At 64.1% G+C, this 13885-nt stretch carries 16 protein-coding genes and 2 pseudogenes; 11 read left to right on the top strand and 7 right to left on the bottom strand.

Going from position 1 to position 13885, the window contains the following annotated elements; all coding sequences use genetic code 11:
- Positions 1–54: 54 nt before the first annotated feature.
- The 10 genes and pseudogenes from AC5Y5O_RS09905 to AC5Y5O_RS09860 all read left to right on the top strand — a co-directional run bounded on the left by AC5Y5O_RS09905 (position 55) and on the right by AC5Y5O_RS09860 (position 7538).
- Complete coding sequence (locus tag AC5Y5O_RS09905) at positions 55–1332, top strand: aromatic ring-hydroxylating oxygenase subunit alpha (protein WP_096290505.1); 1278 nt, start codon at positions 55–57, stop codon at positions 1330–1332.
- Positions 1333–1337: 5 nt separating this feature from the next.
- Positions 1338–1667 carry a hypothetical protein gene (locus tag AC5Y5O_RS09900; protein ID WP_096291435.1) on the top strand — a complete coding sequence of 110 codons (330 nt, stop codon included), beginning with the start codon at positions 1338–1340 and terminating at the stop codon, positions 1665–1667.
- A complete protein-coding gene (locus AC5Y5O_RS09895; RefSeq protein WP_096290504.1) occupies positions 1664–2911 on the top strand; it encodes a metal-dependent hydrolase family protein in 1248 nt (415 codons plus the stop codon). The genes AC5Y5O_RS09900 and AC5Y5O_RS09895 overlap by 4 nt, the downstream gene beginning before the upstream one ends.
- A gap of 14 nt (positions 2912–2925) precedes the next feature.
- On the top strand, positions 2926–3381 hold the full coding sequence (locus AC5Y5O_RS09890) for a MarR family winged helix-turn-helix transcriptional regulator (RefSeq protein WP_096290503.1): 456 nt from the start codon (positions 2926–2928) through the stop codon (positions 3379–3381).
- 86 nt (positions 3382–3467) lie between these two features.
- Positions 3468–3734 (top strand): annotated as a pseudogene (locus AC5Y5O_RS09885) (2Fe-2S iron-sulfur cluster-binding protein); the annotation flags it as partial.
- Positions 3731–4474: an SDR family NAD(P)-dependent oxidoreductase gene (locus tag AC5Y5O_RS09880; protein WP_096290501.1), complete on the top strand. Its 744-nt coding sequence runs from the start codon at positions 3731–3733 to the stop codon at positions 4472–4474. The pseudogene AC5Y5O_RS09885 and the gene AC5Y5O_RS09880, both read left to right, overlap by 4 nt.
- 21 nt (positions 4475–4495) lie before the next feature.
- Complete coding sequence (locus AC5Y5O_RS09875; RefSeq protein WP_500024874.1) at positions 4496–5758, top strand: aromatic ring-hydroxylating oxygenase subunit alpha; 1263 nt, start codon at positions 4496–4498, stop codon at positions 5756–5758.
- Positions 5759–5760: 2 nt separating this feature from the next.
- On the top strand, positions 5761–6096 hold the full coding sequence (locus AC5Y5O_RS09870) for a hypothetical protein (RefSeq protein ID WP_096291434.1): 336 nt from the start codon (positions 5761–5763) through the stop codon (positions 6094–6096).
- A gap of 44 nt (positions 6097–6140) precedes the next feature.
- Positions 6141–6986, top strand: a complete 846-nt coding sequence (locus AC5Y5O_RS09865; protein WP_096290499.1) for a TauD/TfdA dioxygenase family protein — start codon at positions 6141–6143, stop codon at positions 6984–6986.
- 6 nt (positions 6987–6992) lie between these two features.
- Entirely contained in the window at positions 6993–7538 is a 546-nt protein-coding gene (locus AC5Y5O_RS09860) for a carboxymuconolactone decarboxylase family protein (protein ID WP_096290498.1), read from the top strand.
- Between the two features lie 13 nt (positions 7539–7551).
- Here AC5Y5O_RS09860 and AC5Y5O_RS09855 read toward each other — a convergent pair whose 3' ends face one another.
- From AC5Y5O_RS09855 to AC5Y5O_RS09825, 7 genes and pseudogenes are all read right to left on the bottom strand, one after another.
- Positions 7552–7962 carry an ArsI/CadI family heavy metal resistance metalloenzyme gene (locus AC5Y5O_RS09855; protein ID WP_096290497.1) on the bottom strand — a complete coding sequence of 137 codons (411 nt, stop codon included), beginning with the start codon at positions 7960–7962 and terminating at the stop codon, positions 7552–7554.
- A gap of 24 nt (positions 7963–7986) precedes the next feature.
- Positions 7987–9433: pseudogene (gene arsB / locus AC5Y5O_RS09850) on the bottom strand (ACR3 family arsenite efflux transporter).
- A 62-nt stretch (positions 9434–9495) separates the two neighbouring features.
- Positions 9496–9861, bottom strand: a complete 366-nt coding sequence (locus AC5Y5O_RS09845) for an ArsR/SmtB family transcription factor (RefSeq protein WP_096290495.1) — start codon at positions 9859–9861, stop codon at positions 9496–9498.
- A 64-nt stretch (positions 9862–9925) separates the two neighbouring features.
- Positions 9926–10534 (bottom strand): TetR/AcrR family transcriptional regulator, encoded by a 609-nt coding sequence (locus AC5Y5O_RS09840; RefSeq protein WP_096290494.1) that lies wholly within the window; start codon positions 10532–10534, stop codon positions 9926–9928.
- On the bottom strand, positions 10531–11304 hold the full coding sequence (locus tag AC5Y5O_RS09835; protein WP_096290493.1) for an SDR family NAD(P)-dependent oxidoreductase: 774 nt from the start codon (positions 11302–11304) through the stop codon (positions 10531–10533). Before AC5Y5O_RS09835 ends, AC5Y5O_RS09840 begins: the two co-directional genes overlap by 4 nt.
- Complete coding sequence (locus AC5Y5O_RS09830; protein ID WP_096290492.1) at positions 11301–11807, bottom strand: VOC family protein; 507 nt, start codon at positions 11805–11807, stop codon at positions 11301–11303. The genes AC5Y5O_RS09835 and AC5Y5O_RS09830 overlap by 4 nt, the downstream gene beginning before the upstream one ends.
- Positions 11804–12886 (bottom strand): NAD(P)H-dependent amine dehydrogenase family protein, encoded by a 1083-nt coding sequence (locus AC5Y5O_RS09825; protein ID WP_500024867.1) that lies wholly within the window; start codon positions 12884–12886, stop codon positions 11804–11806. The genes AC5Y5O_RS09830 and AC5Y5O_RS09825 overlap by 4 nt, the downstream gene beginning before the upstream one ends.
- 106 nt (positions 12887–12992) lie before the next feature.
- Here AC5Y5O_RS09825 and AC5Y5O_RS09820 point away from each other — a divergent pair, with 106 nt between their 5' ends.
- Positions 12993–13856 carry an SDR family NAD(P)-dependent oxidoreductase gene (locus tag AC5Y5O_RS09820; protein ID WP_096290490.1) on the top strand — a complete coding sequence of 288 codons (864 nt, stop codon included), beginning with the start codon at positions 12993–12995 and terminating at the stop codon, positions 13854–13856.
- The last annotated feature ends 29 nt before the right edge of the window (positions 13857–13885 follow it).

Raw genomic sequence — 13885 nt, 5'->3', positions numbered from 1 at the left:
AGTTCTGCGGGCTAGCCCGAGGAATCCGACATCGGAACCGACAGGAGAGCGGTCATGCCTCGATTTCCCAAGCCGTCGGAGGGGAGCTGGACGCAGCATTACCCCGAACTGGGCACCGCGCCGGTGTCCTATGAGGACTCGATCAGCCCGCAGATCCACGACCTGGAGCGGGATGCGATCTTCAAGCGGGCCTGGCTGAATGTCGGTCGCGTTGACCAGATTCCACGCAAGGGCAGCTACTTTACCAAGGAGCTTAAGGTCGTCAACACCTCAATCATCTTGGTGCGTACAGGATCTGGCGAGGTAAAGGCGTATCACAACATCTGCCGGCATCGTGGCAACAAGCTGGTGTGGAACGACATGCCTCTCGAGGAGACTAGCGGAGTATGCAGGCAGTTCACCTGCAAGTACCACGCGTGGCGTTACGACCTGGACGGCAACCTCACCTTCGTCCAGCAGGAGGAGGAGTTCTTCGATCTCGACAAGAGCCGATACGGGCTGGTGTCGGTGCACTGCGAGGTCTGGGAAGGCTTCATCTTCGTCAACTTCGCGAAGAAGCCCGAGCAGTCGTTGCGAAATTTCCTAGGGCCGATGGTGACCGGGTTGGAGGGCTACCCCTTCGGTCAGATGACGTCGCGGTGGGCTTACCGCTCGCAGGTGAAGGCGAACTGGAAGCTATACATGGATGCGTTCCAGGAGTTCTATCACGCGCCGGTACTGCACGCGAACCAGTCGCCGACCGCGTATTCAAAAGCCGCTGCCGAGGCGGGTTTTGAAGCGCCGCACTATCGCCTGGACGGCCCGCACCGGCTGGTGAGCACCTCGGGTGTCCGGGCCTGGGAGATGGCCGCGGACATGCGCAAGCCGATCGAGGACATCTGTCAGAGCGGTTTGTTCGGGCCCTGGGACAAGCCCGATCTGGGCGAAATGCCGCCCGGACTGAATCCCGCGAAATGTGAACCGTGGGGCCTGGATTCGTTTCAAATCTTCCCCAACTTCGTCATTCTCATCTGGGGGCAGGGCTGGTATCTGACCTACCACTACTGGCCGACCTCTTACAACAGCCACATCTTCGAGGGCACCCTGTATTTCCCGCGGCCGCGCACCCCGCGGGAACGAGTCGCTCAGGAACTGGCCGCGGTGTCGTTCAAGGAATATGGCCTGCAGGACGCCAATACCTTGGAAGCGACCCAGTCGATGATCGAGTCTGAGGTGCTGGACCGGTTCCTGCTCTGCGACCAGGAGATCCTGATCCGGCACCTGCACAAGGAGACAGCGGCATGGATCGAGGAGTATCGGCGCACCGCCGCGGCATCGAAGGCGGGGGTGTGACCGCGATGTCTGGGTTGCTGCCAACCGAATTCGCCGACCTCGAGGCCTTTGCGCAATGGTGTCTGCCGACCGAGCCGGAGCGCTACGCCAAGCGGTTGGCCAGTTCGATGACCGAGATGAAGGCCTTTTACGACGCGATCACTCCGCGCGCGGAGGAGGCCCTCTCCTACTGCGACAAGTTCCCGCTCGACGACCTGCCCGAAGATGTCCTCAATCTGATGCACTTGCTGTATTCGATGATCATGGTGTCGTTTCCGGTGGAGTGCTGGAAACAGCCGCGCGTTCCCGACTCCGGTGCGGCGTCGCTTGATTGCGTGTCCGAGCCCGTTCCATGACCACTGTCCTGCGGGCCGCCCGCTGGGCCGACGTCGACTCCGGCCAGGTCAATTCGCCGGCGGTGGTGGTGGTCGAGGGTGACCGCATCACCGCGATAAATCCCCAAGGGCCAGTTGCGGATTCGGCGACGATCATCGACCTCGGGGACGTCACGCTGCTGCCGGGCCTGATGGACATGGAACTCAACCTGCTCATCGGCGGCCCCGGTGGTCCCGACGGCTTGCCGGCCCCGATGCACGGCGTTCAGGACGATCCCGCGTATCGGACACTGCGGGGCGCGGTGAATGCGCGTACGACGCTGGAGGCCGGGTTCACCACCGTGCGCAACCTCGGCCTGATGGTCAAGACCGGCGGGTATCTGCTCGACGTCGCACTACAGCGGGCGATCGACCAGGGCTGGCACGCCGGTCCGCGCATCTATCCCGCCGGCCATGCGGTGACTCCCTACGGCGGGCACCTGGATCCCACGGTATTCCAACGGCTGGCCCCCGGGGTGATGCCGTTGTCGGTCGCCGAGGGCATCGCCAACGGAGTGCCCGACGTTATCGCCTGTGTTCGCTACCAGATTCGCCACGGCGCCAAGCTGATCAAGGTATCGGCGTCCGGCGGCGTCATGTCGCACAGCACTGCCCCGGGCGCCCAGCAGTATTCGGACGCGGAATTCGCCGCCATCGCCGACGAGGCGCACCGCGCTGGGGTCCGAGTGGCCGCGCATGCCGTCGGCGACTCCGCGATCCGCGCGTGCATACGGGCCGGAATCGACTGCATCGAACACGGATTCCTGGCCACCGACGACACGATTCAGATGATGGTCGACCACGGCACCTTCCTAGTTTCCACCACGTATCTGACCGAGGCGATGGCGATCGACCGGATCGCGCCGGAACTCCGCAAGAAGGCGCAGGAGGTATTCCCCCGCGCAAAAGCCATGCTGCCCAAGGCGATTGCCGCTGGCGTTCGCATCGCCTGCGGCTCGGACGCGCCGGCGATTCCGCACGGCCAGAACGCCAAGGAGATCCGCGCGCTGGTGGACCGGGGCATGACGCCGATGCAAGCGATCCGTGCGGCCACGGTGGTGGCCGCCGAACTCGTGGAGGCCGACCACGAGCTGGGCCGCCTCGCGCCCGGCTATCTCGCCGACATCATCGCCGTTGCGGGTGATCCCTGCGTTGACATTGCCGCCACACTCGACGTCTCGTTTGTGATGAAGAACGGCCACATCTACAAGACGACGGCGCCGTGACGGAGGAGACAGCTATGGAACTCACCGAGAACATCCTGTGGCTGCTCAAGCAGGCGTTCTACTTCTCGCTGACCACCGTTAACGACGCGATCAGCGCCCACGGCGTGAGCACCGCACAAATCGGTGTGCTGCGCCAGCTCTCCAATGAACCCGGCCTCTCGGGTGCCGAACTGGCCCGGCGCCTGTTGATCAGCCCACAAGGCCTGCAACTGGCACTCACCGCACTCGAACGGCGCGGCTTGGTGGAACGCAAGCAAGATCCGCAGCACAAGCGCATCCTGCGCGCCTATCTGACCGACCAGGGCCGAGACGTCGTCACCGAGGTCCTCAGTGACGCCATCGCCGCACACGAACAGGTATTCGGCGTGCTCAGTGCCGAGGAGCAAGAGACGCTGCGCGAATTGCTGGGCCGCGTCGTGGAAAAGGGCACCGGGAACGAGCTCACCCAGCGGGATATAACCAGTACTTGAGATGAATAACAAGTACTTGATACTCTGCCTTCATGCAGGAGTCCCGTGCGCCCGCGTATGCCGGACCTGCCGGTGTCGCCACCGAAAAGGTGACTATCGAGCTGGATCGAACCACCACCACGGTGGCCTACTCGGCAGGCGACACCTTGCTGCAGACCGCACGGATGGCCGGCCTTGCTCCGCCGTCGTCGTGTGAAGTCGGCTCGTGCGGAACATGTATGGCGCGGCTGACCGAGGGATGTGCCCGGATGCTCAATAACGACGCGCTCGAGGTCGATGAAGTGGCCGAAGGCTGGGTGCTGACGTGTCAGGCCCTGCCGACGAGCGCCACGGTGCGGGTGGTTTACGAGTGAGCAAGGTTGCGGTGGTGACCGGCGGCGCTTCCGGCATGGGTGAGGCGACCTGTCACGAGCTCGCCCGACGTGGGCTCGACGTCGCCGTCCTCGACATCAATGAGCATGCAGCACAACGGGTTACCGAAGATCTACGCGCGGCCGGAACCGCGGCGACCGGCGTCGGCGTCGATGTCACCGACCGGGCCGGCGTCGAGCAGGCATTCGCCAAACTTCGCAGCGAGTTGGGCCCGGTGTCGGTGTTGGTGACCAGCGCCGGGATGTTCGGCTTTTCGCCGTTCTCCGAGATCACCCCCGAGTCCTGGGCGAAGATCATCGATGTCAACCTGACCGGGACGTTTCACAGTTGCCAGCTCGCGCTGCCGGACATGGTCGCCGCGAAATGGGGCAGGATCGTTATGATTTCGTCGTCCAGCGCTCAGCGGGGGTCACCGTTCGCCGCACATTATGCGGCGTCGAAGGGTGCGGTCATCACGCTTACCAAGTCGCTGGCCCGTGAGTACGCCCCATACGGGATCACCGTGAACAACATTCCGCCCTCGGGCATCGAAACCCCGATGCAGCACCAGGCGCAGGCCTCGGGATACCTCAAGTCCAACGCGGAGATCGCCAGCAATATCCCGTTGGGCCATCTGGGCACCGGGGCCGATATCGCCGCTGCGGTGGGGTTTCTGGTCTCCGAAGAAGCCGGTTTCATCACCGGGCAGGTGCTCGGGGTTAACGGCGGAGCGGTGATGTGACAGTCGCACAGGGAGGTTCAGATGTTGCGAGCGGGTAGGCCCCCGGAGGGCTCCTGGACCGAGCACTATCCCGAGTTGGGCACCGGCGACGTCTCCTTCGCCGACTCCACCTCGGAAGAGTTCTTCGAGGCCGAACGTGAAGCGGTCTTCAAACGTGCTTGGCTCAATGTCGCCCGCGTCGACGAGCTGCCGCGCGTCGGCAGCTACGTCACCAAGGAAATAGAGGTCGCCCGAACCTCGGTCGTTCTGGTCAAGGGGCGCGACGAACAAATCCGGGCCTTCTACAACGTCTGTCGTCACCGCGGAAACAAACTGGTGTGGAACGACTTTCCCAACGAACAGACCCGCGGCACGTGCCGTCAGTTCACCTGCAAGTACCACGGCTGGCGCTACGACCTCGACGGCACGTTGAAGTTCGTGCAGCAGGAATCGGAGTTCTTCGATCTCGACACCGCCGACTATGGCCTGAAGCCGGTGCACTGCGACATCTGGAATGGCTTCATTTTCATCAACTTTGACGCGGAACCCCGACAGAGTCTGCGTGAGTTCCTGGGTCCGATGATCACCGGTCTGGATGGCTACCCCTTCGACAAACTGACCGAGCGCTACGAATGGGTCGCTCACAACAACAGCAACTGGAAGATCTTCGCCGACGCGTTCCAGGAGTACTACCACGTGCCGTCCCTGCACTCGCAGCAGGTACCCCCGGAGGTACGTGACCCCAAGGCCGGATTCACCTGCGGCCATTTCCAACTCGACGGTCCACACCGGTTGGTGTCGACGGCGGGACGGCGCCGCTGGCTGCTGCCCGACGAGTACATGTATCCGATCGAGCGGGTAACCAAGAGTGGGCTCGTCGGGCCCTGGCGCACCCCGGACATCGGCGAGTTGCCGACCGGACTGAACCCCGGTGGCATCGAGCCGTGGGGCATCAGCAACTTCCAGATCTTCCCCAACCTCGAGATATTGATCTACGGCGGTTGGTATCTGCTGTACCGGTACTGGCCGACCTCCCACAACACACACCGGTTCGAGGCCTACACGTACTTCAGCCCGGCGCGCAGCGTGCGCGAGCGCATCGAACATGAAGTCGCCGCCGTGGTTCTCAAGGAGTTCGCGCTGCAGGACGCCGGCATGCTCGGTGGTACCCAGGCCGCGTTGGAGTACGGCATTGTCGACAGGTTTCCGCTCAACGACCAGGAGATCCTGGTACGCCATCTGCACAAGACCGTCGTGGACTGGGTTGAGGCCTACCGCCGCGAAAAGACGCCCGCAGGAGTGTGACCATGCCGGACACCTTGCTGCCCACCGGATTCGCAGAGCTGGAAACCTACGCCCGAGTTTGGTGCCTGGCCACCGAAACCGAACGCTGGAACGCGCGGATGGCCAGCACCATGGCCGACATGCACGCGTTCTACGACGCATTCTTCCCACGGCTCGAAGAGGCCATCGACTATTGCGATAAGTTCCCGCTGGACGACTTGCCCGACGATGCCCTGAACCTGCTGCACCTGATCTACGCCCTGATCATGGTCGCCATGGCCGTCGAGGTCATGCATCAACCCGCTCCGACCGACGCCGCGGACGCGGTGATGATCCGCACCGGCGAACCCATTCCTTAACCGCGGCAGACACTTTGGATCGTCACTGCCAGAAAGGACAGGCCATGAGTCTGCTCACCGTCACCAAGCTCAGCGACTCCGTCGGCGCCGAAGTCGCCGGCCTGGATCCCGCCCACCTCGCCGCCGACGACCCGGTCGGTCAAACCATCTTGGATGCCTTGGAGGACAACGGTGTTCTGGTCTTCCGCGGGCTGCACCTGGAGCCGGAAGCCCAGGTCGCGTTCTGCCACCGACTCGGTGCCATCGACTACTCCTCGGACGGTCATCACCCGGTCGCCGGCATCTACCCCGTCACGCTGGACAAGTCAAAGAACTCCTCGGCGGCCTATCTCAAAGCGACGTTCGACTGGCATATCGACGGCTGCACGCCGACCGGTGACGACTACCCGCAAAAAGCCACCGTCCTCTCCGCTAAGCAGGTCGCCCAGCGGGGCGGCGAAACCGAATTCGCCTCGTCCTACGCGGCTTACGATGCGTTGACCGACGACGAGAAAGAGCGGTGCGGCGCGTTGCGGGTGGTGCACTCGCTGGAAGCCTCCCAACGACGCGTCACGCCCGACCCCACTCCGAAGCAGTTGCAACAGTGGCGGTCGCGGCGCACCCACGAACACCCCCTGGTGTGGACACATCGCAGCGGCCGAAAGTCGTTGGTGCTGGGGGCTTCCGCCGACTACGTGGTCGGCATGGATCTGGAGGAAGGCCGCGCCCTGCTGGAGCAGCTGCTGGTACGCGCCACCACCCCGGACAAGGTCTACAGCCACAACTGGTCGATCGGCGACACCGTCATCTGGGACAACCGCGGCGTGCTGCACCGCGCGGCGCCGTATGACCCCGACTCGCAGCGCGAAATGCTGCGTACCACCGTGCTGGGTGACGAGCCGATCCAGTAGGCCCACATGACCGACCGACACCCGCCGCGGCTAACCCCGCTGCCGGCCGACGAATGGGACGAGCGCAGCCGGCGCGCCATCGCGTCGCTGATCCCCGCCGAGCGGGCCCACCCCGAAGGCGCCGGCAATATCTTGTCGACGCTGGTGCGCCATCCCGATCTGACGCGGGCGTATCTGCCGTTCAACGCCTACCTGCTCAACGGCTCCACGCTGTCGCCACGGGTACGGGAGATCGCGCTGCTTCGGGCAGTGCACCGGCGCAACTGCCCCTACCTGTGGTCGCATCACCTCCCGATCGCGCGCCGGGCAGGGTTGAGCGCCGACGAGATCGACGCCATTCGTGACGGGCAACTCGCCGGCGACACCGACCGGTCGGTACTGGCCGCGGCGGACGATCTGGTCGATACCGGGACCATTTCTGCAGCCACCTGGGATCAGTTGGGCCGCCACTTCACCGACCCCGAACGCATGGACCTGGTGTTCACCATCGGGGGCTACTGCCTACTGGCCATGGCGGTCAACGCGTTTGGCATACAGGACGAGCAAGCGTGAGACGCGGTCGGCGCTAGGAGGCCGTGCAGCAGGCTTCGTCTGTCCCGGGACCGAAGGTATCCGAGTCGGCTAAGACGGTGTAGACCTCCCACCGCTCGCCGTCGGGGCCGGTGACCCAAACCTTGTCCTGGGCTGCGAAGCAGCAGGTGCTGTTGAGTTCCTCCTCGGTGAACAGGCCTTCGTTGGTAAGCCGGCCGATCTCGGCGTGCACCGTGTCGCTGTCGCCAACTTCAACGCCGAGGTGGTTGAGGGTACCGCCGTGGTCCGGGTTTTCAATCAGGACCAGCTTGAGCGGGGGCGAGGTGATGGCGAAATTGGCGTAGCCGGGTTTGACCTTGGCGGGCGCGGTGTCAAAAAGCTTGGAGTAAAAGGTAATTGCCTCGTCGAGATTGTCGACGTTGAGGGCTAGTTGCACTCGCGACATGGCGGTTCCTTTCTTCGGCTGCGGTTATGTGCTCGAGGTGGTGGGCAGGAGTTCGGCGATCAGCGCCCTGACGCGGCGGGCGATGTCATCGCGGATGGCGCGCACGGCTTCCAGGGTTTGGCCGGCGGGATCCGGCAGCTGCCAGTCGCGGTAGGAGACGCCGGGAAAGTACGGGCACCTGTCACCGCAGCCCATGGTGATCACGACGTCGCTGGACTGTACGGCCTCGCCGGTCAGAAGCCGAGGCGTCCGGCCGGCGAGGTCGATTCCGAGTTCGGACATCGCCGTGATCACCACGGGGTTCAGGCGATCGGCGGGTTCAGTTCCCGCCGAACGAACTTCGATACGGTCTCCGGCCAGATGCATCAGCAGCGCCGCGGCCATTTGGGAGCGGCCGGCATTGTGCACACACACGAATAGGACACTTGGATCGTCAGCCATCGCCCTCCCTCCTGTCCGCGTCTGACGTCTTACGAAAGAGCCGACCCCGAAGCGCCAGGGAGACGTAGACGAGCCCGACGAGGACGGGGACCTCGATCAAGGGTCCGACCACTCCGGCGAGAGCCTGCCCGGACGCGACGCCGTAGGTGCCAATCGCCACCGCGATCGCCAGTTCGAAGTTGTTGCCGGCAGCGGTGAACGCCAACGTGGTGGTCCGGGCATAACCGAGCCGCAGTGCCAATCCAAGGGCATATCCGCCAGCCCACATGATCGCGAAGTAGACCAGTAGCGGGATCGCGATTCGCGCGACATCCAAAGGCCGGGAGGTGATTTGGTGACCTTGCAACGCGAACAGGATGACGATGGTGAACAGCAGTCCGTACAAGGCCCACGGTCCGACACGGGGAAGGAACTGGGTCTCATACCAATGACGGCCCTTGGTTCGTTCGCCTAGCCAGCGGGACAGGTACCCGGCTAGCAGCGGAATGCCGAGAAAGACGAGCACGGATTTGGCGATATCCCAGGGGGAAACGTTGATACCGGTTTGCGGCAAGCCCAGCCAGCCGGGCAGCACCGAAAGATAGAACCAGCCCAGGACGGCGAACATCGCCACCTGGAAGAGTGAATTGAGCGCGACCAGAACGGCGGCGGCTTCGCGATCGCCGCACGCCAAGTCATTCCAAATGATCACCATCGCGATGCAGCGAGCCAGCCCGACGATGATCAGCCCGGTGCGGTACGCGGGCAGGTCGGCGAGCAGCAGCCATGCCAACGCGAACATCACTGCCGGGCCGATCAACCAGTTGAGTACCAGCGAGGACACCAGCAGTTTGCGGTCACTGGTGATCTCGCCGAGCTGGTTATAACGAACCTTGGCCAGTACCGGATACATCATGACCAGCAGACCGGCCGCAATCGGCAGCGAAACGCCGTCGACTTCGACGGTGCTCAGCGCCGATCCCAAACCGGGCACCGCCCGGCCGATCAGCAGACCGGCCGCCATGGCCACTCCGATCCACACCGGAAGCATCCGGTCCAGGAGCGAAAGCCGGGCGACGGTGTCCGCTGCGACCGCCTGTGTTCCCGGCCTCGTCACGGGTGGCACTCCACTCTCGCGTCGGCTACGCCGTCGACCTTCAATGCCGACGAAAGTTGCTGCAATGCGGTGGGAATCACCCAGTAGTACACCCAGGTGCCGCGTCGCTCGCAGTTGATCAGACCCGCTGAGCGCAACAATTTGAGGTGGTGAGAAATCGTCGGTTGGGAGACATCGAACGTTGCGGAGATTTCGCACACACAAGCCTCGCCGCCGGGATGGCTGGCGATCAGGCTCAGCAACCGCAGACGTACCGGGTCGCTCAGCGCTTTGAACATCGTCGCCAAGGTTGCGGCCTGCGAGTCGTCCAGCGGCGCCACCCCGAGACTCGCGCAACACGCCGCCGTAGTCTGATTCGACATACATCTATATAAACAGATATCGAATCAGACCGCCAGTGGTGTGTGAGGATGAATCTCCGACGACCTAGTTCGTGGAGCGTCTTCGCTTCCAGTAGCTGCTCTTGACCGCCTCGAGAGCCTCGATCACATAGCGGTCCAGCGGCTGTCGGTTGGCCGACCGCAGTACCCACTGCTGGAACGCGAAATCGGCAGCACCGAAGGCGAGCTGGATCAGCAGCCCGGGCCGCATATCGGCTTCGGGGTCGGTGCCCATGCGTTCGGCGACGAGTTTCATCGCCCGCTCCTTGTCGGCGGGAGTGTGGATCGTTGCCTTGTCGAGCAGGCCCGGAGCAACCAGCAAGGCGGCGCGCCACTCCTCGCAGTCGGACTGGTCGAACGACTGGGTCCGCGTGATGATGGCGTTGATCAGAGCAACGTCGGGCGCCTCGGTGGCGGGGCGCTTTTCGAGGTGATTGACGATCGCGGCGCCGCCGTGGCGGACCGGCGCCAGCAGCAACTCCTCCTTGGTCGGCACATGCCGGAAGAAGGTTCGTGGCGAAACGCCTGCGGCAGTTGCGATCTCCTCGGTGGTTACCGCGTCGTATCCGCGTTCGACAAACAGCCGGAACGCCGCGCGCCGGATATCGGCGCGGATCTGAGCCCGCTGGCGATCCCGCAGCGACTCGCCGGTCACCGGAAGCAGCCGATCCCACCGTCGACGTGAATGGTCTGACCGGTGATGAACGTGGCGTCACTGCCCAGCAGGAACGCCACCAGCGCTCCCACATCGGTGCGGACGTCGCCGATGCGCTTCATCGGAACACGCGCTACGGCCTTGTCATATTCCTTGGGCGCAAACGACTTCCAGAACTTGACGCCGTCGGATTCGGCGAACGGGCAGATGACGTTGACGCGGATGTTGTCGCGTCCCCATTCCAGCGCCGCGACCTTGGACAAGCCGCGGATGCCTTCCTTGGCGGTGGCGTAACCGCCCCACTTGGGTTCGCCGCCGGTTCCGGTGCCGGAGCCGAGGTTGACGATCGACCCGCCGCCGGCCTTGACCATCAACGGGTGCACGGCCTGCATCAGCAGGAAGGTCGCGCGGGGGCCGACGTCATGGCCGAGCGCGAAGTCCTCGAGGGTGATGTCGACGAATGCCTTGGGCTCGTTGGTGGCAATGGCATTGTTGACCAGCCCGTGCACGGTCCCGAATGCATCGACCGCGGCCGCGGTGATCCGCTGCGCGCTCTCTGGGTCGCGCAGGTCGGCGACGACGCTTGCGACCGGACCCAAGTCCTTGAGCTCGTTGGCCGTCGCGTCCAAGACGTCGGCCTGTATGTCGGCCAGCACCACCGATGCGCCGCGTTCCAGCAGCGCCGTCGCGGTGCCCTTGCCCACGCCTTGAGCCGCACCGGTAATGATGGCGACGTGGCCGCGCATCGAATCGGGATGGGTGTAGCTCATCTGGCGGGTCCCATCTGTAGCCGTACGCCGCGGTACATTTCGTAGGTGCTACGCACCCCGTCGGGCAGTTCGATGAATTCCACCGGTGTGCCGTCCGGGTCTTTCACGAAAAACATTCGGACTCCGCCGATCTCGAATGGCTCCTGATCGGGCGGGTAACCGGCGGCGATGACGCGTCGGTGGGTGTCGTCGAGATCGGTGACCGACAACGACACGTTGTGAATGCCGGTGATGCCCCGCCGAGCTACCCGATCGGTGGCCGGCCTGCTGCCCAGAGACAGCAGCTCGATCATCAACCCGCCCAGCAGGCCACCGACCACCCGGCCCTCTTGTTTGCGGTTGGCGTGCAGCACCGCGTCGAAAGGCTCGCCGGATATCAGGGATTCGAAGACGATCTCCATTCCGAGCACGCCCCGGTAGAACGCCAGCGCGCGGTCCATGTCGGTAACACCGACGACGAGGTGGCAGAACGACACGTCGTCGAGCACGCTTTCGCCGGTCACGATGGCTTCGCGAGATTGGGCGCCGGACGCCCGGCGAACAGCGGCAGATCCAGGTAGGTCTTGATACCCGGCTCTGCCAGGCAAACGTCCGGGATGGCGTTGATGCAATGGTTGGCGGTGACCACCACGCCCGGATTCTTGATCAGCCCCTCTTCGATCGTCTCCGGTTGCAGGCCTTTGAAAGTGAGTTTCACGTCCGGGTCGCCGGTGATCTCCACCTCGAATCGCTCGCCGATTCCTCCGAAATCCCATGCGGGATCCAGGTTTTCCTCACCCATCAGCCAGTTGACGGCAGCCGTGATGACGGGTTCGCCGTCGACCAGAGCCTGCCAGCGGAACCGGCGCGCGGCAACCGAGCCCTTGGTGATCGGGAATGGGGCGTAGTCGATTTCGGCTGTCGCCACCGCGACGTCTTGTATGGTCCTGATATTGGGGTCGATGCGGAATCCCATGTGATCGGCAATCATTCGCACCGACTGCTTGAATCCGGCCTCGAGCAGGCTGGCCATGGGTCCCCCCATGGCCTCTTCGGGAGTACCGCCGAAACCCATGATGTGGCGCACCACATCCGGTGCGTTGTAGGTGCGGATGTCGGAGAACTCCTCGGCGCGCACGTGGGTGACCGCGGAGGAGAGCGACGAGATCATCAGCGGGAACCGCTCCGTGATGCCGCCAGGGTGAATACCCGAACCATGCAGGGTCACACCGCTTTCCACTGCGGCATCGGCGACGGCTTGGTGACGCTTGTTGCCCGGATCCGGGTAGACCCAGCCAACCGGGGTGACCACGTTCTTGCCGGACCGCAGGATGGCGATGACCTCGTCGTCGTTAGGCACCAACGGGCTGTACATCACGCAGTCCGCGTCCATCGCCAGAATCTCGTCGATGCTCGACGTGGCGGTCACGCCAAGGTCCTGCGTTCCGATGATCCGGCCGACGTCGACTCCGTTCTTCTGCGCGCTGTGCACCCAACAGCCGGCGAGTTCGAGCTGCGGGTGGTTGAGCACGCACGCGATGGCGGCCTTGCCCACACCGCCCGTCGCCCATTGAATGACGCGAAGCTTGGCCGAACTACTCATCGGTGTCCTTTCGATTGCACGCCTTTACATGCCAACGACCGAAATGGCACAGTATGACCCGCTGACAGTCACTGTCAATCATGGCTTCGGGTAGGAAGGGCTGTTCATGAGCGTCCTCGAGGGCAAGATCGCAATCGTCACCGGAACCAGCCGGGGCGTGGGCGTCGGCATCGCACATGAACTGCTGCGTGCCGGCGCCACCGTCATCGGCTGTTCACGCGGGCCGTTGGACACCATCCCGGGCGTCGACGCCGACTCCGAATGGGCGCCACGGGCCTCGCAGCGCGTCTGCGATCAGGGCGACTGCGGCTCGATCGATTCCTTCGTCGAAGACGTGGTCGCCACTCACGGCCGGGTCGACATCCTGGTCAACAACGCCGGCGGCACCGTTCCCGCGCCACATGTGGAGAGCATTCCCGAACTCGTGCAACGGATTCAGGGCGCGCCGCCGAGCGACGACGAGTACGAACGCACTGCGCTCTTCCACGCGTTCGCCGTCCAGATGAACCTGATCAGCCCGCTCTGGTTCGCCATCCGGGCCTATCGGCAAATGGCGACCCAGGACGGCGTCGGATGCATCATCAATATCTCCAGCGGCGCCGGGCACCCGGCGGGCTCGCCGACCCTGGTCTCCTACGGGGCGGCCAAGAGTGGCCTCAACCACCTCACCCGATCACTGGCCGAGGAGTGGGGGCCGAAGGTGCGCGTCAACTGCGTGGCCCTGGGTCCCACGATGACCGAGAACTTCCGCTCGTTCGTGTTGCCCAAAGACGATCCGACCGGGGAGAAATACTTCGCCGCCGTTCCGATGCGCCGCGCCGGTGAGCCCGAAGAGGTCGGACGCGTCTGCGTTTTCCTGGCCGGCGGGCAGGCCGACTTCGTCAACGGCACCACGATCGAATGCGACGGCGGCATGATGCCCGGCGTGCTCTACGAGGCGGGTCTGAAGACCATCACCGATCTGCTCTAAGTAGTGACCGTGCTCGCGGGAAGGCCGTG

It is taken from the genome of Mycobacterium sp. NGS40 (assembly GCF_059812735.1).
Note: the sequence above shows the minus strand (reverse complement) of the source record. Positions and strands in the feature narration are given on the sequence as shown.